Here is a 22,028-nt window from a genome sequence, read left to right on the forward strand (position 1 = left end):
TCATTCACCTTCCGGTTTGTTCAGCTGCAAATACGGAATGTCCAGCGTCTTCTCGCAGGCCAGATACGCGCAAACCAAGACAAGCCCGGCCATCGTGCCGAGCACGCCGTAAAGGGCGGACAGAACGAGCGTGACATACTTGAACATCCGGAACGTCAGCACGTTCTGAAACCCGACCGCGGTCGCGCCGGAAATCGTGCCGGCCGCCAGCACGATGATGAGCAGATTGCTGACCAGCTTCGCCGCCACGGCCGCCTGTCCGAGCACGATGCCGCCGACCATCGTGATCGCGGGACCGATGCTGGCCGGAAGCCGGATGAGCGCCTCCATCAGCAGCTCCAGGATAACCATCATCACGAGCGTTTCGACGAAGGCGGGGTAGGGCACTTCCAGCCGGCTCTTCGCGATCGAATGGGCCAGCTCGAACCGCAGCACGTCGGGATTGACCGAAACGAGCGAGACGTAAAGCGCCGGCAGGAGGATCATCAGGAGCAGGCCGAAGACGCGATAGCACCGCAGCACCATCGCGATCGAGAACGGATAGTTGCGGTCTTCCTCCGACATGATGAAGTCCGATGCCAGGCTGGGCACCACGATCGCATAGGGCAGGCATTCGATGAAGATCACGGCCCGTCCGTTGCGCAAAGCCCGCACCGCGTTGGCAGGCGTCTCGCAGGTGCGGAAACGGGTCACGAAGCCGGACTTGGACAAGCCGAGCAATTTAATCAGGTCCTGCAGATTGCCGATGTCCAAGCTTGCCTGCGCGGTCCGGGAGGTCAGCCGCTCGGTCAGCTTGCGCAGCAGCGAAGGATGGATTTCGCCTTCGAGGTAGGCAAGCGTCACGCGGCTCTTGTAGGTACGGCCGAAGCTGTGCGCCGAGAAATGAAAGTTGTCCGAGTTGATCCGCATGCGCAGCATGCCGAGGTTCAAGTCCATGTCCTCGTTGAAGGCGCCGCTCGGGTTCAGGATCGGATTCTCCGTGAGCGGCTCCGACACGGAGCGGTGCAGCGGCTGCGTGATCGGGAACACGCTGAAGACCGTCTCGGACGGCTCGTGGACGACGAGCAGCCTGGCGTTCCTCAGCTCGGCGGTCAGCTCGTCCAGCCGCCCGTTCTCCAGCTTGCGCCCGATTCCCGCCAGCATGCGCAGCAGCTCTTCTTCCGAGCAGCCGCCGTCGTGCAGCTGCTGCCGGAGCATCGTCAGCGATTGGGGGAAGTCGATCATCGTCTTGAAGCCGGCAAGAGCAAGCGGAGCGCCCCCGAAGTAAGCGCGGCGTACCATGAAATCCTCGTCTTTCTCGTAATGCCGTTCCAATTCCGTCGCAATCGGCATGATTCGCCCTCCTTTGCCGGTTGTTCGCGTCATGTTTCGCATGGTGCCGATATACTTGTCCATTATCTCTCATTGGCGAGCGGGCTAAACCTGAAAGGGGGCGATCGCCAGGCAGAATGGGGGAGGACGACGGAAGAACACCGCTTGCGGAAGATGCGGGGCGGCATGAAGCCTTGCGATTTTTGTTAATGTCATGAATAATTATTTGTTTAATGTCATGAATGATTACTTGTTAATGACATTAATAAAATCCGATCCGCGTTTGACTTGCCGACAGCTTAGCGATTCGAATGAAACGACGGATCGTTTCGGGTCTTTTCGTTTATTTCATGGCATTAATTAAAGTGCCGCCCGCTCCCGCCTTTCGACAACTCGTCGTCTGCTCGTTTTCGACAAAATCTGTAGCGCTTTCAATCGGAATCGGCTATAGTGGATGGGCATTGATTGCCGCCAACCCTTACGCCGAAAGGAAAGATGCGCCCTGAATCGATTACGGAACCTTTCGCTGCAGAAGAAGATTCTCGTTATCATGATCTTTCTCTTCCTGCCTCTCCCGATCATCGGGTGGATCTGGTACCAGAAGACGTACGCCGTCATCGAGCGCAACGCGGTCGATTCCAGCATTCAGATGGTCAACCAGGTCAACACGCACCTGGAGACGTACTTCTCCGAGGTCCAGCGCACGATGCTGCCGATGCTGGCGAGCGACCTGACGAGCGCCTTCCTGAACAACCGGGACGAAGATCCCTTCAAGCGGTACGAGCTCTCGTACCGGATCGACAAGGAGCAGTTTTCGAAGATTCTCATGAACCGCACGGATATCTACGGCATCTCGCTCATCTCGGACCGGATTAAGGCGACGTCGAGCTCGAGCTTCACGATGGCGGAGCAGCGGTACACGTCGTACCTGAGCCGGCTGCAGGCATCGGGCCGCTTCCGCATCATGGGGCTCGAGGACACGCCGAACGATCAGGTCGTCGCCATGGCGATGAAGTTCACGCCGCCCCAGAGCGGGATGAAGCAGGGCATGCTCATCGTCGACCTGAAGCGCGACGAGATGGCGCATATCCTGCAGGACGTGCAGCTCGGACGAACGGGCTACGTTTGGGTCGCCGACAAGGAGAACCAGGTCATTTACCACCCGCCCGGCGATGCCGTGCCGTCCGTCGTGCCAGCGGCGTACTTGAAGGCCATGGGCGGCGAGCGGAGCGGCGCGTTCACCGTCAAGACGGACGCGGGGAAGAAGCTCGTCGTCTTCATCCGTTCCGACCGCACGGACCTGACGCTCATCTCCGAAGTGCTGCTGTCCGAGCTGAACGCCTCGATCGTCACCGTGAGCCGCGTTTCGATCGCCGTGCTCGTGCTGTTGTTCCTGCTCTCGATGGCGGCCGCGAGCGGCGTCGTCTACTCCATGACCAAATCGCTCGTCAAGCTGCTTCGGCTGATGAAGAGCGCGGAGATGGGCGATTTCCACGTCAAGGCGCCGGATGAAGGCGGGCACGAGATCGGCAGCCTGTTCCGCGGCTTCAACAAGATGGTCGAGGAGATCAAGCGGCTCGTCGAAATCGTGCACGTGTCGGAGCTGCGCGAGAAGGAGCTCGAGGTGAAGCAGAAGGAATCGCTGCTGCACGCGATGCAGGCGCAGATCAATCCGCACTTCCTGTACAACACGCTCGAATTCATCAATTCCAACGCCATCGTGGAGGGCAACGAAAAGATCAGCGCCATGATCGTGTCGCTCGGGGACATGTTCCGCTACAACGTGCAGAGCCCGAACGGCGGCGTCAACCTTGCCGACGAAATCCATCATATCGAAGCCTACTTCGCGATCCAATCCGAGCGTTACCCGTCGTTCGCGTTCGATATCGACGTCGACCGGCGGCTGGCCGCGACCGTCCCGGCTGTGCGATCCATGCTGCAGCCGATCGTCGAAAACTGCTTCAAGCACGGCTACGAACGGCACCGCCTGCGTCCCGGCCGGATCCGGATCGAGGGACGGTTCGAGCCCAGTGGCCATTATGCCCTGCATGTCGCCGACGACGGACGCGGCATGGCCCCGGAGACGGCGGCGCGGTTCAACGCGGCCTTCGACCGGCCGGAAGCCGAAGCCCCGGCGGTCGCCGGCCAGCCGGGCGGCCGCGTGCCGTCCATAGGCCTGCATAACGTCCACGCGCGCTTGCGCCTGATGTTCGGCGAGCCGTGCGGGCTGCGCATCGACCGTTCCGGCGGGGACGGCACGACGATTCGCATCATCCTGCCGCCTCAAGCGGCCGAGAAGGAGGAGCCGCATGCGCTACACCATTTTGCTGGTTGACGACGAACCGATGATCAAGCTGAGCCTGCGCAAAATCCTGACGGACGCCCACCCCGACTTCGCCGTCGTCGGCGACGCGTCGGACGGGGAGGAGGCGCTCGCGCTCGCGGAGCAGGAACGGCCGCATGTCATCATCACGGACATCAGCATGCCGGTCATGGGCGGTCTCGAGCTGATCCGCGCCGTCCGCGAGCGAGGCTGGCGGGCGGAGATCGTCATCCTGTCGGGCTACGGCGAATTCGAATACGCGCGGGAAGCGCTGAAATTCGGCGTCGCCGATTACATCCTGAAGCCGATGCGCCCCGCGGCCGTGAAGGAGCTGATGCTTGGGCTGTTCGCGAAGCACGCCGAACGGGTCGAAGCGTCGCATGCGAAGGGCGAGCTGCTGCTTCGGTGCCTGCGGCATGCCGACCGGCTGGTCGAGCGGATCTGGTCGGCCGACGAAGCCGGCGCCATGGCGCTCGGCGACGAGATCGCGCGCGCCGTCGCGGGTTCCGGTCCGCTCCCGGACGAGCAGAAGAAGGGCGCGCTGCTCGACGTCGCGGCCGCGCTGCGGCACAAGGCCGAGGAGCGCGGGACGCCGATCGCGTTCGAGCTGGCCTGGCGCGAACGGCTCGGCGAGATGCTGGAGCAGTTCCGCGCGATGCTGCTGCACGCGCTGCGGCAGGTGCGAAGCGGCCGGAACTGGGGCAAGCAGGCGGCGATCCGCGACGCGATCGCGATAATCGGCGAACGTTACGCCGATCCGCAGTTCAAGCTGGACGAGCTGCTGTCCCGGCTCGGCATGTCCGTGACGCATTTCTACAACCTGTTCAAGCAGGAGACCGGCAAGTCGTTCATCGCCTACCTCATCGATTACCGGATCGGACAGGCGAAGGCGCTGCTCGCCGAGCGGCGGGAGCTGAAGACCTACGAGGTGGGCGAGCGGGTCGGCTACCCGGATTATCCGCATTTTACGAAGGCGTTCAAGAGGGTCGCCGGCGTCACGCCGAACGAATACCGCAAGCTGCACGGAAGCGGTCAGTGATGAAAAACACAATCGCGCGAAGATATGTGCATCCTCAAGCCGGCGAAAGTCCCCTAAGATGAACATGTAAGCGTCATCACCGACGACACACACTACGACATAGGGGGATCAACCATGAAGCTTCGCACAAGCACCGCGCTCGCGCTCGGTTCCGTGCTGCTGACCGGCGGCCTGTTGGCCGGCTGCTCGGGCAACGGCGGCGACGAGCCGGCCAATGGCGGCGGACAGACGGCGGGCAACGCGCAGCAAGACGCGGGGAGCGGCGGCGCCGCGCCGAAGGTGAACGAATACGGCTGGACGATGCCGGAGAAGACGATCACCGTCGACTACTACACCGCGGATAAGGACAACCCGGACAAGGTCGCCAAGAAATTCGCCGCGATCCACGATTATTTCCTGAAGACCTTCAACGTCGACGTGAAGAAGATGCAGTACGACGTCGACGGCAAAGAGAAGCTCAATCTGATGCTCGCGTCCAACGATTATCCCGGCGTCCTCTCCGCCATCGACAGCGACACGATCGACAAGTGGCGCGCGCAGGGCAAGCTGATCGACCTGGCGCCGCTCGTGGATAAGTACGGCCCGAACATCAAGAAGGAGCTCGGCGCGAAGTACAAGTCGTACCTCGACAAGGACGGCAAGCTGTGGGGCATCCCTAGAGGCTGGGGCTATCTGCCGATTCCCGACAACAGCGCGCATATCCGCTGGGACTGGTACCAGGCGATGGGCTCGCCGAAGCTCGAGACGCCGGACGATTACTACAACGTGCTGAAGCAAATGGTCGCCGCGCATCCGAAGAACGCGCAGGGCCAGAAGACGTACGCGATCTCGTGGAACGACCAGATCAGCGTCAATACCGTGCTCGGCATCTGGGGACTCAAGGACGGCTACAAGGAAGACGCGGACCATAACCTGACGCACTGGCTCAATACGTCCGAAGGGCTTGAAGCCGTGAAGTTCTACAACCGTTTCTACCGCGAAGGGCTCATGGACCCGGACAGCTTCCTGAACAAGTTCGACGACTGGAAGCTGAAGTTCTCCAACGAGCAGATCATCGGCCATATCGGCCCGTGGTGGCAGTCGTGGAACGCCGGGCACGAGGTCTGGAAGACGACGAATCCGGATTGGACGGACGAGCAGCGCTACGTGCAGATCGCCCTGAAGGCGCCGGGCGCGGAAGCGGCCTACCTGTCGCCGAAGGACACGACGGGCTGGAACTACACCGTCATCACCGACAAGGAAGCGCATCCGGAGGACATCGTCAAGTTCCTCGATTTCGAAATGACGCCGATCGGCACGCGCCTGACGGGCTGGGGCATCCCGAACCTGCCGGAATCGGTATGGTCGTACAAGAGCGACGGCAGCTGGTCGTTCAACGACGCGCAGAAGCAGAAGCTGCTCGCGGGCACGTTCGATTACGACAAGGCGGACGAGGCGACCGGCGGCAACCAGATCTGGCTGGATCACCCCCAAGGGCTGATGAGCGACGACGGGAAGTCGACCGCCTGGTACGATCAGAACTTCAACGACGAAGACAAATGGAAGGCGAAGATGAACGCCAACCTGAAGGACACGATCTACGACAACACGGCAAGACGGATCGTGTTCACCGCCGACAATCCGCTGACGATCGTGAACCAGCAGATCGAGGATCTGATCAAGACCGGCTTCGCGAAAGCGGTCATGAGCAAGACGGAAGAAGGCGCCGTGCAGGCGTTCGACGATATGCGCGACAAGGCGCTCAAGCTCGGCCTCAAGGACATCGAAGCGTTCCGCGCGCAAGCCTACAAGGATAACTTGGCGAACATGCAGTAACCGCAGGCGGGGGATCGTTCCGGACGTGAACGGTTCCCCTGATTTTTTGGACACCGAACCAGTAGGGAGGCTGAAGCCATGACGGCATTATGGAAACGCGCGCGGCGCGAACGGCAGATCTGGCTGCTGTGCCTGCCGATGATCGCCTGGGTGCTCGTTTTCGCGTATTACCCGATGTACGGCTTGTTGATTTCGTTCCAAAATTACGTGCCCGGCCATTCGATGTTCTCGAACTGGGTCGGCTTCGACAATTTCATCCGCTTCTTCCATGAACCGAATTTCTTGCAGATCATCCGCAACACGCTCGTCATCAGCGGCCTGAATCTGCTGTTCGGCTTCCCGGCGCCGATCATCCTCGCGCTGCTCTTGAACGAGGTCCGGGGCCGGGCCTTCAAGAAGACCATTCAATCGCTGTCGTACATCCCTTATTTCATCTCCTGGGTGGTGGTCGCCAACATCCTCATCACGCTGCTGGGAAGCGACGGGATTTTGAACGATATGTTGATGAAGCTGGGCTTGATTCGCGCGCCGCTGGAATTTCTGACGAACGGCAATTACTTCTGGGGCATTCTGGTGAGCAGCAACGTGTGGAAGGACATGGGCTTCTCCGCCATCATCTACCTGTCCGCCATGGCCGGCATCGACAAGGAGCTGTACGAGGCGGGACGCGTCGACGGGCTCGGCCGGTTCGGCCTCATTCGCCACATCACGCTGCCGGGCATCCGCTCGACGGCCGTGCTGCTGCTCATTCTCGCGATCGGCGGCATTCTGAACGCGGGCTTCGAGCAGCAGCTGCTCATCGGCAACCCGCTCACGCAGGACCATTACGAGGTCATCGACACGTACGTGTACCGGTTCGGCGTGCAGCTCGGCAACTACTCGTACGGCACGGCCGTCGGCCTGATGAAGAGCTTCCTCGGCCTCGTGCTCGTCTACATCGCGAACCGGCTGTCGAAGCGCTATATGGAATCATCGATTTTTTAATAGAAAAGAGGAACTTCGCAGATGGAAACGAGAGCGTTCCGAACCTCCTTCGCGAGCCGCGCGGCCGACGTCGTCATCGCGCTTGTGCTGCTGCTGCTCGGCTTCGTCGTCGTCTATCCGTTCATTAATCTGCTCGCGCTGTCCTTCAACGACGGGACCGACGCGGCGCGCGGCGGCATTTATTTCTTCCCGCGGAAGGTATCGTACGCGGCGTACGGCATGCTGTTCGAGAACAAGAAGCTGCTGAACGGGCTCGGCTGGTCGGCGCTGCGCGTCGTCGTCGGCACGGCCACCTGCCTCTTCATGACGGGCCTGCTGTCCTACATCATCAGCATCCGCTCGTTCTCCGGGCGCAAATTCATGCGCGTGTTGTTCTTCGTCACGATGTATTTCAGCGGCGGCATCATTCCGACGTACATCCTGATGAATCAGCTGCATCTGACGAACTCGTTCCAGGTGTACTGGATTCCGGGTTTGATCAACGCGTACTTCATGCTGCTCATGGCGTCGTACATCTCCGACCTGCCGGAGGCGCTGTTCGAATCCGCGCGGATCGACGGCGCCGGCGAGCTGCTCATCTATTGGCGGATCGTCATTCCGGTGGCGATGCCTGTCTTCGCTGCGGTGTCGATCTATTCCGCCGTCGGCCACTGGAATTCGTGGTTCGACGTCATCCTGTACAACTTCAACGGCCATTTCGATACCTTGCAGGTCTATCTCCGGCGGCTGCTGCTGGAGGTCGAAGCGACCCAGCAAATCCGCGACCAGCAGCTGCTGATGCACAAATTCCAGGGGTTGTCGCCGATGACTTTGCGGGCCGCAACCACGATCGTCGTGACCGTGCCGATTCTGTGCGTCTATCCGTTCCTGCAAAAATACTTCATCGGCGGCATCACGCTCGGCTCCGTCAAAGGCTGATGCCGGGAGGGTCCGCCGCGAAGCAACGATCCTTGAATCGAACAGGAGGCTATGCTTGCCATGAACCATTCCGCAACGAGTCCGTTCGCGCTGCAGTCGTCCTCGCCCGAGCTCGACGCGGCCGCCCGCTGGGCGAAGGCGCAGGCGCTCGCCTACGCGTCGTCCGGCGATCCCGTCGGCCCGTGGTACGAGGCCGCGCTGCCCGGCCGGAAGGCGTTCTGCATGCGCGACGTCGCGCACATGAGCGCCGGCGCCGCCGTTCTCGGCTTGGGCGCCCACACGAAGAACATGCTGCTCCGCTTCGCGGAGCACATCAGCGTCTCCAAAGATTGGTGCACGTATTGGGAAATCACGAAGGACGGGCTGCCGTGTCCGGACGATTATACGAATGACGGCGACTTTTGGTACAACCTGCCCGCCAATTTCGACGTCGTCGACTGCTGCTATCGGCAGTTTCTGTGGACCGGGGACCGCGATTACCTCGAGGACGAGCGGCTGCTGCGCTTCTACGCGCTCAGCCTGAACGAATACGTGCGGCGCTGGGACCGCGACGGCGACGGCATTCCCGACCACGCGCGGGGCGAAGGGCGCCGGGGCATCGCGTCCTACGTCGAGGACGCGCTCGCGCCGAGGGTCGCCGGCGACGTCGTCGCGGCGCAGTTCGCGGCGTATGCCGCCTATGCCGAGATGTGCCGGCTGCGCGGCGACGGCGCGCAAGCCTCGCATTACGCCGCCTTGGCCGAACGGCTGCGGCGGCTGTACGACGCCGAGTGGTGGAACGAGGGGAAGGGCCGGTTCAACGGCGCGATCCTGCAGGACGGCACGCCGTACGAGGAATACTACTTGGCCGCGAGCTTCCTGCCGCTCTACTTCGGCCTCGTCGCGCCGGGCGCGAAGCGCGAGCGCGCGCTGGACGATCTGACGCGAAACGGCGTATCCAACGTCGAGGAGCTGTCGCATTTGCCGGACGTCTACTACAAGACGGGCCGGAAGGAAGAGGCATACCGGGCGATGCTTCGGCTCTGCGACGAACGAACCGCGCGGCGGGAATATCCCGAAGCGTCCTATTCCGTCATCGGCAATCTCGCGACCGGCCTGCTCGGCCTACGGCCGCGCGCGGACGAGGGGGCGATCGACCTCGCGCCGCAGCTGCCCGCGGACGTCTCCTGGGCGAAGGCGGACGGCATCGCGATGCTGGGCGCCGTCTTCGGCATCGAGCTTCAGGCCGGGAGGGCGACGGTCGTCCATCAGGGCGGCCCGGCCGTTCGGATTCGCGCCGGCGGCCGCGTCGTCGCGATCGGAGCGGGCGAAGCGGGTACGATCGAGCTTGCGATGGCGTAACGGCGAAGCGCCGCGCGGGGGACTTTCCCGGGCGGCGCTTTCGGCGTTCGTCTGCTCGAACCGCTCGGATCGTCCTGCGCGCGCTTGATCATGCAGGAAGGCGGTCGGAACGCGCCGAATGGAGAGAGGACGAAGTCTAGCCAAGCTTGCCCGCAGCCTTGACGCAAAGAGGCGCAATGAAGGCGCAAAGAGACGCAATCAGGCGCAAAGAGGCGCAATGAGGAGGGGTCCGATGAAAGTTCGTTATCCGATCGCGGACGACGCGCTCGCAAGCCGCCTGGAACGCGTCTATCCGATTCGAATCCGGGAACTTCGCTTCATTCCGTACGGCGATTCCGCGTACTCGTACAAGCTCGTCTGCGGCGATGGAACCGCCTATTATTTGAAGCTGTACGATCACGGAAACGACGCGCAGCGGAGCGGGATCGGGCGGCTGCCGCGGTACTTGCCGCTGACCCGGCGGCTGCATGACGAGGGGTTGTTCCCGAATGCGGCTTGCCCGGTTCCCAATCTTCGCGGCGAGCTGGCGTCCGCCTGCGACGGGTACACCGTCGTGCTCTACGGCTTCATCGAAGGCGAGACGCTGGCGGACGCCTATCCGTTCCCCGACGGCCTGCTCGAGGACGTCGCGGACACGATGGCCGGCATCCATCGGCTCGCTGCCGTCGCGGCCGCCGAGGGCGTCGCGGCCGAGCCGTACGAGCTGGATTACGAGGATCGGCTCGCGTTCTGCCTGTCCGCGCTTGAGCGGAGGGACTTCGCCGAGAGTCCCGTCCGTCAGGCCTTGCAGGCGCTCGTCGCGCCCGAGAGCCCGCGCATCCGCGGGCTGATGCGGCTTGTCCGCGAGCTCCGGCGCGATGCCGCCGCGGATGAGCGCGAATACGTGCTCTGCCACGGAGATCTGTGGGGCGGCAACCTGATCCGGGGCAAAAGCGGCTTGTACGTGCTCGATTGGGAGAACGCGCTGCTGGCGCCGCCGGAATTCGATTGGTTCGGCTATATCGGCGACCGGTTCGGGCGCTTCATCGCCGCCTATGAGCGGCGCCGGGGATGTCCGGCGGCGATCGACGCGCGTCTGCTGCGCTTCTATGCGTACCGCCACCACTTGCGCAATCTGACGAACTGGCTGCTGAACATCCTGGAGCGCAACGGCGACGACGCGCAGAGCGCGCACGATTTGGACCTGATCGCGCATCATTGCTTGAACCGGCTGGATGCGATCGAACCGCACGCCGCGCGCGTCGAGCGCGATTTCGGCTGACCGGGACGTGCTTGACCGGCATCATATTCGCCCCATCGAAACCGGACAGCGGCCGCGGCCGCTGTCTTTTTCGGCGTTTTTGGGCGCGCTTTTCCGTTTCTCTATGAAAAGGCGATGAAAACAGGGCGTTCGAACAGGCCGCTCTAGCGGCGCGTTCATAGAGTATAAGGAACTCTAGCTCGGCCCGCAGTCCGATTAACGGGGCAAGGGACGATGTACCTAGAGGGATAGAGGGGAAGGGAGGTGTCGGCTTCGTGGCAATCATCTCGACGGGACCGATCGACAACAGTCCGACGGCCGGACTCGGCATCAGCCAGCAGGCGGCGATCCATCTGGTGAACCGCGGCGCTTCCGGAGCGGCGACGGTGCTGATACAGGGCTACTATCTGACCGGTTCGAGAACGCTGTACGTCCTCGAGCAGATCGTGCTTGCTCCGAATGAGCATGCGGTCAAGCGGTATTTCGCGGGCCTTGCCGCCTTCGAATTCGTGCTGGACGTCACCGGTCCGGGCCAAGTCGGCGTCGAAGCCGCGCTGATGGGCGTCAGCGCGAGCGGCGCGGTCGTCACCGCCGTCCGTTTGGCGGCGGCCGAAGGCTTGCAGCGCTGACTCCCTCCTGCCGGACGGGCGCCCGGCCGTCCGGCGGCAACGGCAAGCAAAGCAAGGCGGACGGCGGATCGGGACGATCCCGCTGCCGCCGATTTTCATTCGAAGAAAGGAGGTAACGACGCATGGCGATCTTATCTACGGGTCCGATCGCGAACGATCCCGTAAACGGCGTTTCGCCGACGCAGCTGGTTACGATCAAAGTGGACAACCGTGACAACGCGAACACCGGTTTCGTGCTGATCGAAGGCTATTTTTTGACTTCGACGCGCACGTTGTACGTACAGGAATTGGTTTCGATCGGACCGAACGGCGTCGTGACCAAGTCGTATTATGCGGGGCTCAGCGCGATCGAATTCGTGTTCACCACGAGCGGTTTGGGCGCGAACAATATCCAAATCTCGCTCTGGGGCAAGGATGGGGCCGGCCAGTTGGTTGCTGCGCACCGGTTTGTATCCGGCGAGCTGCTCGGCTCCGCCATCAGCGGCGTTCAAGGCCCCGCAGGCCCGCAAGGCCCGCAAGGCATGCAAGGACTTCAAGGACTCCAAGGGCTTCAAGGCACGCAGGGAACGAGCGGTCCTCAAGGAACCGCGGGACCGCAAGGCAGCCAAGGACCGCAGGGTACCGGAGCGCCTGGACCGCAGGGCGACGCCGGACCGCAGGGCGACCAAGGGCCGTCCGGCGACCAAGGGCCGCAAGGCACCGGGGCGCCGGGTCCGCAGGGCGACCAGGGTCCGCAGGGCGCGCAAGGCGCGCAAGGACCGCAGGGCTCCGGCGCGCAAGGCGAGGCAGGTCCGCAAGGCGATCAGGGCGACGCCGGACCTCAGGGCGACCAAGGGCCGGCCGGCGACCAAGGACCGCAAGGTACCGGAGCGCCTGGACCGCAGGGCGACCAAGGTCCGCAGGGCGCGCAAGGACCGCAGGGCTCCGGCGCGCAAGGCGATCAAGGCGACGCCGGTCCTCAGGGTGACCAAGGGCCTCAAGGAACCGCGGGAGCGCAAGGCGCGGCCGGACCGCAAGGCGCAGTAGGACCGCAAGGCGCGCCCGGACCGCAAGGCGTACAGGGCGACCAAGGCGACCAAGGCGACCAAGGCGACCAAGGCGACCAAGGCAACGTCGGACCGCAGGGAGCCGCGGGCGCGCAAGGCGCGGCCGGACCGCAAGGCGCAGTTGGGCCGCAAGGCGACCAAGGCGATCAAGGCGACCAAGGCGACGCCGGTCCGCAGGGCGACCAAGGACCGCAAGGAGCTACGGGCGTGCAGGGCGCGGCCGGACCGCAAGGCGCAGTAGGGCCGCAAGGCGACCAAGGCGACCAAGGCGACGCCGGTCCGCAGGGCGACCAAGGACCGCAAGGAGCTGCGGGCGTGCAGGGCGCAGCCGGACCGCAAGGCGTACAGGGCGATCAAGGCGACCAAGGCGACCAAGGCGACGTCGGTCCGCAGGGCGACCAAGGACCGCAGGGAGCTACGGGCGCGCAAGGCGCGGCCGGACCGCAAGGCGTACAGGGCGACCAAGGCGACCAAGGCGACGTCGGTCCGCAGGGCGACCAAGGACCGCAAGGCGTAACCGGTGCGCAGGGCGACCAAGGACCTCAGGGCGCGACGGGCGCGCAAGGCGACCAAGGTCCTGCAGGACCGTAACGTACGGCGGTTTCACGATTATTCATTTTGGCAATACGGAACGGCTCGGCGGTTCGATGGAACCGCCGAGCTGTTTTTGCTTCCGTCCTATTCAAATCGTATAACGCGAACAACCCCGCTCCCGCGGGGTTATTCGGCTTATGCACGCCGGCGCGGCCGACCCGGCTCAAGGCATGATGACGATCTTCTCCTTGCAGGACGCGATCATCGCGGCATAGCGGATGCACGTCTCGATGTCGTCCGCCGGCTCCATCGGCCACCATCGGACTGCACCCGTCGGCGCTTGGGCGGCGAAGCCTTCCAGCCAGTCGGGAATGCGGCCGACGACGACGATTTGCGTATTCGCAAAGCCGGTGCCGAGTCCTTTCTCCAGTTCCCGGACCAGCTCGGGATGGCCCGCATCCGGTTCGGAATACGGAAGGGGGAACAGGATCGCGGACCGGGAGCCGTCTTCGTCCGCGGCGTGCGCGGTCAGCCGCGCCGGATCGTCCGCCGGCATTTGCCATACTCTGCGATACGGGAACAGCCGCTCGGGGATGCCGAGTTGCCGCAGACGTGCCGCGATGCGCGGCTCGTACGTCCGGTTCAGCTCCTTGACGAGCACCTGAATCTGCTTGTTGCGCCGGAAGGTCGTATTGCCGCTGCTCGCGTTGCGGTACTGGACGTAGAGCAAGTCGGGCACGGCGACGAAGCGGGTGCACAAGAACGTGCGCACGAGCAAATCGTAATCGTCGGCGACGAGCAGCTCGCTCCGATGGCCGCCGGCCAGATGGTAGCACTCCCGCGTCCACGCCCGCGGATGGTTCGGCAAGCCGACGAGGTGGCGCAGCGTGCTCGCGTTCATCGTGGAATGCTTCTGAACGTTCTGCCACCGGTTCATGCCGCGCAGCCATACCCGGTAATGCAGGCTGTAGCCGAACCCGCAATCCCAGCCGTACCAATGCGCGCGCAGCGTCTCGTCGTAGACCTCGGCGCAGTCCCCGTACGCGAAGCCGCAGTCGGGATGCCGTCGGAACGCCTCGACGAGCTTCGCCAGGCAGTCCGGCTGCAGCTCGTCGTCGTGGTCGACTTCGACGAGAATTTCGCCCGCGCACAGGCCGGCCGCATACCGCTTAATCGCGCCGATATAGCCGCTGCGCTCGTCCTGCCGGTACCGGCGGACGCGGGGATCGGCAAGCGGCAGCAGATGCTCCCGGTACGTCTCGTCGCCGTCGCCCGAATCGTCCACGATGACCCATTCCCAGTTCGCGTACGTTTGCTTCAGGAGGGACTCGTAGGGACGGCGGATCTTCTCCTCCGACCGGTAAGCCGCGGTGAACACGGAGACGAGCGGCGTATCGGAAGCGAACCGAGTCGTCGGGATCGGGCGGTTTTCGGGCAGCGGATCGGTGGCCTTCAGCCAGCAGTAAAACAGCTGGTCGGGCCCGACTTCGTCCGGCGTCCGAAAGTGGAGCCACCGCCGCTTCTCGTGAATCGGCAGCGCGGCAAGCGCGGGGAATTCCCGCCAGTCCTCGCCGATCGACGCGTAGACGCGGGGGGCTCGAGGCCCGGCGCCCGCTAACGGCCGTTCCGCTTCGTATCGTTTCGCGACGATATGGCGTTCGGCCAATCGCTCGATAAGACGCTGCAGCCGCCGGTCATCCTCGGCCGTCGTCCCGGCGGCGAACAGATGGGCCGTCAGCAAAGGCGTATTCTCTATTGAAGTTGAAGGCGAAGGTGAAGGCATGGGCACTCTCCTTTTTCGGCAGTCCGAGCCTCGAAGGCTGCGTTTCTATTATATGTATGTCCCCGCCGATGCGAGGGTCACCGCGAATGGACGCTTGGCCGCCGAACCTTCCCGCGGAAAATCGCATATGAATAACCAACTCTATTCAATCGTTCGCCGAAGGCGATAGAAAGGCAGGGCACCGCGTGGAGAATCCGCTTGTCAGCGTCGTCATTCCCGCCTACAACCGGCCGCATACGCTGCGGATCGCCCTCGACAGCGCGCTCGGGCAGACGCACGCGAATCTCGAGGTCGTCATCTGCGACGACAGCTCGAACGACGGCGTGCAGGAGATGATCGGCGACTATCTCCGGGCAGATTCCCGCGTCCGTTATTACCGGAACGAGCGCAATCTGTTCGTGGGCAATTGGCATAAGGGCTTCGATTTGGCGAAGGGCGATTATATCAATTACTTAATGGACGACGATGTGTTCCATCCGGAGAAGCTCGAGCGGATGCTGCGCTTTTACCGGGACTTCGGCGACATCGCGCTCGTGACGTCCTACCGGCAGACGATCAATGCGGCCGGCCAGGCGCTTCCGCCGCTTCAGGCGACGGCCAGGCTGTACGGCGAGAGCCGGATCATGGCAGGCCAAGCGCTGGCCGACTATGCCATGTCGCGGTGCTTGAACGTCATCGGCGAGCCGACGACCGTGCTGTTCCGGAAAGCCGATCTCGCCGACAAATTCGGCGTCTTCGGGGGGAAGCAGTATACGCTGCTGAACGACATGGCCGCCTGGCTCCATCTGCTGGGCAAAGGCCGGGCCGTATACATGCCGGAAGCGCTCAGTTATTTTCGCCTGCATCCGAACCAAAACAACCAGACGCTCGGACGCACGGCGTTCGCCGAATGGCTGGACCTCGCGGTCGCCGCGCGGGCGAACGGATTCCTGCGGGACGACGCCGCGTACCGGTCCGCCCTCGAGGCGTTCCTCGGGCGGATCCGAGGCAGCGCCGCCTTCGGCGAAGACGCCGCGCGCGCCGGGGAGATCTTGCGCGAATTGGACTGAACGCGCCGGCTTGGTCAGACGGCGAACGAAGCGATACGGAAAGAAGGCTGGCTATGTTCGACATCCCGTTCCTAAGGCCGAATCTGGTCAAGAAAGAATCGTATCTGCCTTACCTGGAGCAAATCGAAGCTTCGCGGATCTATTCCAATTACGGCCCGCTGAACGGTCTGTTCGAGGAGCGCGTCCGCGACCGCCTGTTCGGAGGAACCGGCGGCGCCGTGACGATGCACAACGCGACGGTCGGACTCATGCTCGCGATCGACCAGAGCCGCCGGCCGGGCGGGGAGTTCGCGATCATGCCGAGCTTCACGTTCGCCGCCACGCCGCTCGCCGCCAAGTGGTGCGGCCTGACGCCGTATTATATCGACATCGAGCCGGATACATGGCAATTGGACCGGACGCGGCTGGCGGAGGCCGTCGACCGGCTGGGCGACCGGGCGGCGGTCGTCGTGCCGTACGCGCCTTTCGGCACGGCCATCGACTTGGCGCCGTACAAGGCGCTGCTGCGGCGCGGCATTCCGGTCGTCGTGGACGCCGCCGCCAGCTTCGGCACGACGGAGTCCGGCGCGCACTTCGGCCAAGGCTTCGAAGGCGCGGTCGTCTTCAGCTTCCACGCCACGAAGTCCTTCGGCGTCGGCGAAGGCGGCCTCGTATACAGCGCGAATCCGGTGCTCGCCCGGCGCATCCGGCAGGCCGGCAATTTCGGCTTTTCCGGCGCCCGCGAGTCCGTCCTTCGGGGCTTGAACGGCAAAATGTCCGAGTACACCGCCGCCATCGCGCTCGCGACGCTCGACGCGTATCCGGCGAAGCAAGCGGCGAGACGGGACCTTCTCGGCCTGTACGCGAAGCTGCTGGCGGAGGCGGGACTCTTCGCGGACGGCTGGGCGATGCAGCGGCTGGCGGGCAGCGTGGCGCCGCAATTCATCCCGGTTCTGGCTCCCGATGGCATGCGCAGCCAAGACGTCGTCGCGGCGCTTGCGCGGCGCTCGATCGAGGCCCGCGCGTACTTCTCGCCGGCTTGCCACCAGCAGCCGCAGTTCCGGGACGACCCGCGCGGCGCGCTGGACGTCACCGAACGCGTCGCCGCGCGCATCGTCAGCCTGCCGCTGTGGGAGGAGATGGACGAGGCAGTCGTCCGCGCGGTCGTGGAGGCGCTTCGCGGCATGGGCGAGGAAACGGCGTCATGAGCGATAACGGGACCTTCCCTCGCGGCGGCATCGTGATCTGGGGGGCGGGCGGTCATGCGCGCGAGACGCTGTGGCTGTGCGAGGAGCTCGGCGCGTCCGTCCTCGGCTTCCTGGACGAGCGGCCGGAAGCGAAAGGCGCGATCGTCGAGGGCTTGCCGATTCTCGGGACGCTGGCGGACATCGAAGCGCTGCGGGACGAGGCGCTGCTCGTCTGCGCGGGCGTCGGCGATCCGGCGCTCAAGCGGCGGTTCGCCGAGGAGACGGTCCGCGCCGGCTTCCGCGCTGCGCCGCCGCTGATCCATCCGCGGGCCGCGGTCAACCGGCGAACGCGGATCGGCGACGGCAGCGTGATTTTCGAGGGCTGCAGCGTGTCCGGCAACGTCGCGATCGGGGAGCACGTCATCGTTAACCGGTGCGCGAGCATCAGCCATGACGCGGTGATCGAAGCGTATGCCACGATCGCGCCCGGCGTCCGGCTTGCCGGCAACGTCTTCGTCGGCGAGGGCGCCTACGTCGGCATCGGCGCTTCGGTCCGGGAGAAGCGGCGCATCGGCCGATGGTCCGTCGTCGGGGGCGGCGCCTTCGTCAAGGACGACGTGCCCGAGCGGACGATGGCGGCCGGCGTGCCGGCGGCCGTGAAGAAACGGCTGGACCGCGAGGAAGCGGAGCGACCGGAATAGGAAGGGATGAAAGCCGCGGCAATCGCGGCTTTTTGGCGCGGGTTCGGGTATAATCGGGATACGTGCACGCAGGGGCGATTTTTTTATGTCCGTCCCGTCGATTCGGCCGCCGGCCGTTCGTCGTACTTATGGAAGCGCAAGAGCGCCGATCCGAATTCATTTCGCCAAAGGAGAATGAATCATGCTATTCGTATGCTTAGGTTACCTCGATCGCGAAGCGATGGACGCCCGCCCGAAGGCGGAGATCGAAGCGGTCATGGCCCAATGCGGGCCGCATCTCGAGGAGCTGTACGGCACCGGACGGGTCTTCCTCGACGCCGGATTGGGGGCCGCCGGCAAATCCGTCAGGCGGACGGAAGGCAAGACGGTCGTGACCGACGGTCCGTTCATCGAATCGAAGGAGATGATCGGCAGCGCGTTCTTCGTCGAAGCGGAGGACCTGGACGAAGCCGTCCGGATCGCGTCGCTGCATCCCGCCGTGCGGCTGGCCGAGGGCGAGACGTTCGGCTGGGGGCTTGAGGTCCGGCCCGTCCATTATTTCGAGCGGAGAGATCCTCAGCGGTAGGAATCTCGGAAACAGCCGCAGGCATCCGGCTCACGGGAAGCGCGAAAAAGACCCGCAAGCGGACACGATCCGTCGTGTCCGGCTTGGGGTCTTTTTTCGCGATGCGGTCATGGCGCGCCCGGCAAGGAACGCTCGCGCCGTGCCGATCGGCAGCGCGCGTTAGACGCGCTGGCCGCGGATATAATGGCTCTTCCAGTACGAGCTGTTGAAATCCGAGACGACGACGCCTTCGCCCGGCAGGTTGTTGATGAACTGGCCGTTGCCCATGTAAATGCCGACGTGGTTGATTTGCCCCGGCTTGCTGACGCTGAAGAAGACGAGATCGCCGGCCTTCAGCTGGCTGCGCGACACGTACGAGCCGATCTTGGCCTGGGCTTTCGAGCCCCACGGAATCGATTTGCCGTTCAGCTGGAACACGTATTGCGTGAACGAGGAGCAGTCGAAAACGAGCCGCTTCTGATCGCGTTCCCCGAAGACGTATCTCACTTTGCCGATGTACGATTTCGCCGTGTTGACGATGGCGCTGCCCGAAGCGCCGCTGCCCGGATTCGGCTGCGGCTTGCCGGATTCATGGACCGTGACGTACGAACGGGACACGTAGCCGGTGCGGCCGTTATAGTCGACGAGCACCCAATAGTTGTTCGCCGCTTCCACGGGAAGCACGGTTCCGGCTTTGACGAAGCCGATGATCGAAGCGCTCGTGCTCTGGCCGGAGCGGAAGTTGACGCCTTTCTTGACCGTTGCCGTCGCGACGGGCGATGCCGACGCGGGCGACGCGAATCCGCCGATCGCGGACAGGGCCAGGCCCAGGCTTAACGTGATGACAGCCGCCGATTTTCCAAGGTGTTTCTTAAGACGCATGGTCGTAGATGGCCTCCTTATGTATCGTGGGATGGAATCCTTGCTTGTCCCTACTCTACCATAGCCAGGCTTGCCACCATTTACCTGCGAAGGATGAAGCTGACGCCCGCGCTGGAGAAATCCCCATTTATTAGAACTTCATGAGAAAAATTAAGAAATCATTCCTTGACAGGAAACAAACGCTCAAGCCTACATAATTTCACCAATCAATCTCCGATGGAACCGATCGCCAAGGGGAAGCGGCGCTTGACATTCGTTGGCAATAGGCATACATTTGTATACAAGAATTGTTGTATACGATTGTATACGAGATGAGGAGGAATGAACATGCGAGATGGCCGGCATGGCCCTAGAGGGCCGCATGACCACCGCGATCATCGCGGGCATCGGGGACCCGAGCATGACGAACGGGGCAAGCACCGGTTCCAGAGCGCGCAGACGTTCCGCCGGGGGCGGGCGATCGCGTTCCTCGAGCGGCTGCAGGTGAGGCGTTCGACGCTGCTGCAGCAGCTGAACCAACCGGAATACGACACGATCAAGCCGATCATCAGCGGGGAGCTGAAGGCGACCGACGCGATTATCCAAGAGTTCATCCATTCGTTCGAGCTGCTGGAAGCCGAGCCCGCCGTAGATCCGGCCGGCGAGCCCGAACAAGGCGGGGAGCGCGCGGGAACGGATCCGGAAGGCGGCTGAGCAGCCGCGGCCGGCACGGAGCTTCCAAGATTCCGGTCCCGCTGCCGCCATGTCTCTGCTATACTTCTGAATGCGAGGCATTCCGTTCGGGGAGAGATGCGCGTGGCGGCACGGTTGAAGGCTTGGGCCAAACGGCTGAAACGGCAAGTATTCGTGCTCTATTACGCGTATCGCGACGAGCGCGCGCCTTGGCTTGCGAAACTGGTTTCCGCGTGCGTGGTCGCGTATGCGTTCAGCCCCGTGGACTTGATTCCGGATTTCATTCCGGTGCCGGGCTATTTGGACGACGTGATCTTGATTCCGCTCGGCGTGATGCTGGCCCTGCGCATGATGCCCGACCCGGTGCTTGAAGCCGCGCGAACGAAGGCGGACGAGCGCTTGGCGGCGGGGAAGAGGAAGCCGAAAAATTGGTTCGCCGGCCTCCTCGTCGTGTTGGCCTGGCTGGCGGCCGCTTGCGGCATCGCGTTATGGTTGTTCTACCGCTTGATGGGCGGCTGATCGGCAGACGCCGCGCATGGCGGAACCTATCGAAGATACGAAGGCAGCCGGGAATCCGGCTGCCTTCGTCGCGTTCGCCTACTATGCGCCTGCATACGCGAGGCAATGGCTCGGCATCGTCTTGCGCCTCCGTTCCGCATGCGCGTCTCGAGGGGATCCGAGCCTGCCGCTCGGTCCTAGGCGCCTGCTAAAGATTGCTCCAAATCCGCGACCGGCATGGCAAAGACGCTTCTCTCGGTTCATATAGTGAGTCATGGACTTTCTATTCGAACCGAAAGCGAGGTTGTCAAGCACGAGCATGAAACGAATTCATTGGAAAGCCGGTCTCGCCGCGATCGCCGGATTGCTGCTGTGGAGCGTCCTGTTTGCGGCGCCGGCGAGCGCGGCGGCAGCGAAGAACCAGTTGATCATCGTGAACAAGCAGACGAACGAATTGGCCTTTTTCGAGAACGGCGCGCTGGTCAAGACGTTCCCCGTCGGCACGGGCAGAACGCCGGACCTGACGCCCGAGGGCATCTTCCCGATCGTGAACAAGATCAAGAACCGGCCGTATTACAAGGATCACGTGCCCGGCGGGGATCCCCGCAATCCGCTCGGCGACCGCTGGTTGGGGCTCGAAGTCGACGGCACGTACGGCACGACGTACGCGATTCACGGCAACAACAATCCGAAGTCGATCGGACACTACGTCAGCGCGGGCTGCATCCGGATGAACAACGACGCGATTCATTGGTTGTTCCCGCAAATCGAGCTCGGGACGAAGGTCGTCATCACGTCGTCCGGGCATACGTTCGCCGAGATCGCGGCCAAGCACGATTATCCGGTCTGGCAGCATTACGAGGGCAAGCTGTCGCTGAACGGCCGGGCGCGGACGCTGAGCCGCGACGTCATCGTCGCCGACTCGCGCGTCTTCGTCCCGATGCGGGAGCTGTTCGAGCTGCTGGGGGCGAGCGTCGCGTGGGACGGCAAGACGAAGACCGTCACCGCCGTCATCGGCGGCCGGACGATCACGCATGTCCCGCAGACGGGCTCGGTGACCGTCGACGGCAGGACGATGTCCATCGCGCCGTCCCTCGTCGCGTCGAACGCCGTGCTGCTGCCGGTCCGCGGCATCTCCGAGCTGATCGGGTACGACGTGAGCTGGGACGGACGGGCGAAGGAAATTCGTCTGACCGCGAAAGCCGTCGCATTCTGAATACCCGCGGCGCAAGCCTCGCGCGCAGCCGGAGGAGAGCGTCAAGGGGCTATCGGCCGCTCGGGCGGCCATGTCCGCAAGCGGGGAGGCGGCCGGTTAACGGCCGCCTCTTTGCCGTTCTTCGCCGCGCTCTCCGCCGCATGATTCCGCGTACTTCGCCGCGTGTTCCCGCGCTCCGCGGTTGGATTTCCGCGCAAGCGGTTCGGTTCGGGTAAGTAAGTAACAATTATTTCACTTCTTCTCGCGCCGGGACAGGTTCTCTATAATGGATAGTGGCAACTCGCGGGCGGGCGACCGAAGCGCTGCTGAACGCGAAAGCGCTTTTTTCAGCCGGCGC

The 22,028-nt window shown here is 63.5% G+C and carries 19 protein-coding genes; 16 read left to right on the forward strand and 3 right to left on the reverse strand.

The window, feature by feature from the left end; translation table 11 throughout:
• On the reverse strand, positions 1–1,332 hold the full coding sequence (locus I8J29_RS01560) for a spore germination protein (RefSeq protein WP_208845825.1): 1,332 nt from the start codon (positions 1,330–1,332) through the stop codon (positions 1–3).
• 529 nt (positions 1,333–1,861) lie between these two features.
• Here I8J29_RS01560 and I8J29_RS01565 point away from each other — a divergent pair.
• The 9 genes from I8J29_RS01565 to I8J29_RS01605 all read left to right on the forward strand — a co-directional run bounded on the left by I8J29_RS01565 (position 1,862) and on the right by I8J29_RS01605 (position 13,237).
• Positions 1,862–3,646, forward strand: coding sequence for a cache domain-containing sensor histidine kinase (locus tag I8J29_RS01565; protein WP_208845826.1), 1,785 nt, complete (start codon positions 1,862–1,864; stop codon positions 3,644–3,646).
• Positions 3,621–4,673: a response regulator gene (locus I8J29_RS01570; RefSeq protein ID WP_208845827.1), complete on the forward strand. Its 1,053-nt coding sequence runs from the start codon at positions 3,621–3,623 to the stop codon at positions 4,671–4,673. The genes I8J29_RS01565 and I8J29_RS01570 overlap by 26 nt, the downstream gene beginning before the upstream one ends.
• Positions 4,674–4,787: 114 nt before the next feature.
• The gene (locus I8J29_RS01575) at positions 4,788–6,488 is read left to right on the forward strand and encodes a type 2 periplasmic-binding domain-containing protein (protein ID WP_208845828.1); all 1,701 of its coding nucleotides are present in this window, start codon (positions 4,788–4,790) and stop codon (positions 6,486–6,488) included.
• Positions 6,489–6,566: 78 nt separating this feature from the next.
• Entirely contained in the window at positions 6,567–7,472 is a 906-nt protein-coding gene (locus I8J29_RS01580) for an ABC transporter permease (RefSeq protein ID WP_208845829.1), read from the forward strand.
• A 21-nt stretch (positions 7,473–7,493) separates the two neighbouring features.
• On the forward strand, positions 7,494–8,390 hold the full coding sequence (locus tag I8J29_RS01585) for a carbohydrate ABC transporter permease (RefSeq protein WP_208845830.1): 897 nt from the start codon (positions 7,494–7,496) through the stop codon (positions 8,388–8,390).
• Positions 8,391–8,450: 60 nt separating this feature from the next.
• Complete coding sequence (locus I8J29_RS01590) at positions 8,451–9,731, forward strand: MGH1-like glycoside hydrolase domain-containing protein (RefSeq protein ID WP_208845831.1); 1,281 nt, start codon at positions 8,451–8,453, stop codon at positions 9,729–9,731.
• A 232-nt stretch (positions 9,732–9,963) separates the two neighbouring features.
• Entirely contained in the window at positions 9,964–10,992 is a 1,029-nt protein-coding gene (locus I8J29_RS01595) for a phosphotransferase family protein (protein WP_208845832.1), read from the forward strand.
• Positions 10,993–11,246: 254 nt separating this feature from the next.
• The gene (locus I8J29_RS01600; protein ID WP_208845833.1) at positions 11,247–11,600 is read left to right on the forward strand and encodes a hypothetical protein; all 354 of its coding nucleotides are present in this window, start codon (positions 11,247–11,249) and stop codon (positions 11,598–11,600) included.
• 122 nt (positions 11,601–11,722) lie between these two features.
• Positions 11,723–13,237 carry a collagen-like domain-containing protein gene (locus I8J29_RS01605; RefSeq protein ID WP_208845834.1) on the forward strand — a complete coding sequence of 505 codons (1,515 nt, stop codon included), beginning with the start codon at positions 11,723–11,725 and terminating at the stop codon, positions 13,235–13,237.
• Positions 13,238–13,403: 166 nt separating this feature from the next.
• On the opposite strand, the gene I8J29_RS01610 is transcribed toward I8J29_RS01605, so the two are convergent.
• Entirely contained in the window at positions 13,404–14,963 is a 1,560-nt protein-coding gene (locus I8J29_RS01610) for a glycosyltransferase family A protein (protein WP_208845835.1), read from the reverse strand.
• Between the two features lie 185 nt (positions 14,964–15,148).
• On the opposite strand from I8J29_RS01610, the gene I8J29_RS01615 reads away from it, so the two are divergent.
• From I8J29_RS01615 to I8J29_RS01630, 4 genes are all read left to right on the forward strand, one after another.
• Positions 15,149–16,012, forward strand: a complete 864-nt coding sequence (locus tag I8J29_RS01615) for a glycosyltransferase family 2 protein (protein ID WP_208845836.1) — start codon at positions 15,149–15,151, stop codon at positions 16,010–16,012.
• 53 nt (positions 16,013–16,065) lie between these two features.
• Complete coding sequence (locus tag I8J29_RS01620; RefSeq protein ID WP_208845837.1) at positions 16,066–17,199, forward strand: DegT/DnrJ/EryC1/StrS family aminotransferase; 1,134 nt, start codon at positions 16,066–16,068, stop codon at positions 17,197–17,199.
• Positions 17,196–17,879 carry an acetyltransferase gene (locus tag I8J29_RS01625; RefSeq protein WP_208845838.1) on the forward strand — a complete coding sequence of 228 codons (684 nt, stop codon included), beginning with the start codon at positions 17,196–17,198 and terminating at the stop codon, positions 17,877–17,879. Before I8J29_RS01620 ends, I8J29_RS01625 begins: the two co-directional genes overlap by 4 nt.
• A 181-nt stretch (positions 17,880–18,060) precedes the next feature.
• On the forward strand, positions 18,061–18,444 hold the full coding sequence (locus I8J29_RS01630; RefSeq protein ID WP_208845839.1) for a YciI family protein: 384 nt from the start codon (positions 18,061–18,063) through the stop codon (positions 18,442–18,444).
• A gap of 159 nt (positions 18,445–18,603) precedes the next feature.
• On the opposite strand, the gene I8J29_RS01635 is transcribed toward I8J29_RS01630, so the two are convergent.
• A complete protein-coding gene (locus I8J29_RS01635; RefSeq protein ID WP_240545813.1) occupies positions 18,604–19,305 on the reverse strand; it encodes a C40 family peptidase in 702 nt (233 codons plus the stop codon).
• 327 nt (positions 19,306–19,632) lie between these two features.
• Between I8J29_RS01635 and I8J29_RS01640 the strand changes: the two genes are divergently transcribed.
• From I8J29_RS01640 to I8J29_RS01650, 3 genes are all read left to right on the forward strand, one after another.
• The gene (locus I8J29_RS01640) at positions 19,633–19,998 is read left to right on the forward strand and encodes a hypothetical protein (protein ID WP_208845840.1); all 366 of its coding nucleotides are present in this window, start codon (positions 19,633–19,635) and stop codon (positions 19,996–19,998) included.
• A 96-nt stretch (positions 19,999–20,094) separates the two neighbouring features.
• Entirely contained in the window at positions 20,095–20,496 is a 402-nt protein-coding gene (locus I8J29_RS01645) for a YkvA family protein (RefSeq protein ID WP_240545814.1), read from the forward strand.
• A 298-nt stretch (positions 20,497–20,794) separates the two neighbouring features.
• A complete protein-coding gene (locus I8J29_RS01650) occupies positions 20,795–21,691 on the forward strand; it encodes a L,D-transpeptidase family protein (RefSeq protein WP_208845842.1) in 897 nt (298 codons plus the stop codon).
• Positions 21,692–22,028: the final 337 nt, after the last annotated feature.

This window comes from Paenibacillus artemisiicola (genome assembly GCF_017652985.1).
In the GTDB taxonomy this organism is placed as follows: domain Bacteria; phylum Bacillota; class Bacilli; order Paenibacillales; family Paenibacillaceae; genus Paenibacillus_Z; species Paenibacillus_Z artemisiicola.

Bases quoted from the DNA above. Each gene is read 5' to 3' on its own strand.
- I8J29_RS01560 (WP_208845825.1), bottom strand. From the start codon at position 1,332: ATGCCGATTGCGACGGAATTGGAACGGCATTACGAGAAAGACGAGGAT.
- I8J29_RS01565 (WP_208845826.1), top strand. From the start codon at position 1,862: ATGATCTTTCTCTTCCTGCCTCTCCCGATCATCGGGTGGATCTGGTAC.
- I8J29_RS01570 (WP_208845827.1), top strand. From the start codon at position 3,621: ATGCGCTACACCATTTTGCTGGTTGACGACGAACCGATGATCAAGCTG.
- I8J29_RS01575 (WP_208845828.1), top strand. From the start codon at position 4,788: ATGAAGCTTCGCACAAGCACCGCGCTCGCGCTCGGTTCCGTGCTGCTG.
- I8J29_RS01580 (WP_208845829.1), top strand. From the start codon at position 6,567: ATGACGGCATTATGGAAACGCGCGCGGCGCGAACGGCAGATCTGGCTG.
- I8J29_RS01585 (WP_208845830.1), top strand. From the start codon at position 7,494: ATGGAAACGAGAGCGTTCCGAACCTCCTTCGCGAGCCGCGCGGCCGAC.
- I8J29_RS01590 (WP_208845831.1), top strand. From the start codon at position 8,451: ATGAACCATTCCGCAACGAGTCCGTTCGCGCTGCAGTCGTCCTCGCCC.
- I8J29_RS01595 (WP_208845832.1), top strand. From the start codon at position 9,964: ATGAAAGTTCGTTATCCGATCGCGGACGACGCGCTCGCAAGCCGCCTG.
- I8J29_RS01605 (WP_208845834.1), top strand. From the start codon at position 11,723: ATGGCGATCTTATCTACGGGTCCGATCGCGAACGATCCCGTAAACGGC.
- I8J29_RS01610 (WP_208845835.1), bottom strand. From the start codon at position 14,963: ATGCCTTCACCTTCGCCTTCAACTTCAATAGAGAATACGCCTTTGCTG.
- I8J29_RS01620 (WP_208845837.1), top strand. From the start codon at position 16,066: ATGTTCGACATCCCGTTCCTAAGGCCGAATCTGGTCAAGAAAGAATCG.
- I8J29_RS01625 (WP_208845838.1), top strand. From the start codon at position 17,196: ATGAGCGATAACGGGACCTTCCCTCGCGGCGGCATCGTGATCTGGGGG.
- I8J29_RS01630 (WP_208845839.1), top strand. From the start codon at position 18,061: ATGCTATTCGTATGCTTAGGTTACCTCGATCGCGAAGCGATGGACGCC.
- I8J29_RS01635 (WP_240545813.1), bottom strand. From the start codon at position 19,305: ATGCGTCTTAAGAAACACCTTGGAAAATCGGCGGCTGTCATCACGTTA.
- I8J29_RS01640 (WP_208845840.1), top strand. From the start codon at position 19,633: ATGCGAGATGGCCGGCATGGCCCTAGAGGGCCGCATGACCACCGCGAT.
- I8J29_RS01645 (WP_240545814.1), top strand. From the start codon at position 20,095: ATGCGCGTGGCGGCACGGTTGAAGGCTTGGGCCAAACGGCTGAAACGG.
- I8J29_RS01650 (WP_208845842.1), top strand. From the start codon at position 20,795: ATGAAACGAATTCATTGGAAAGCCGGTCTCGCCGCGATCGCCGGATTG.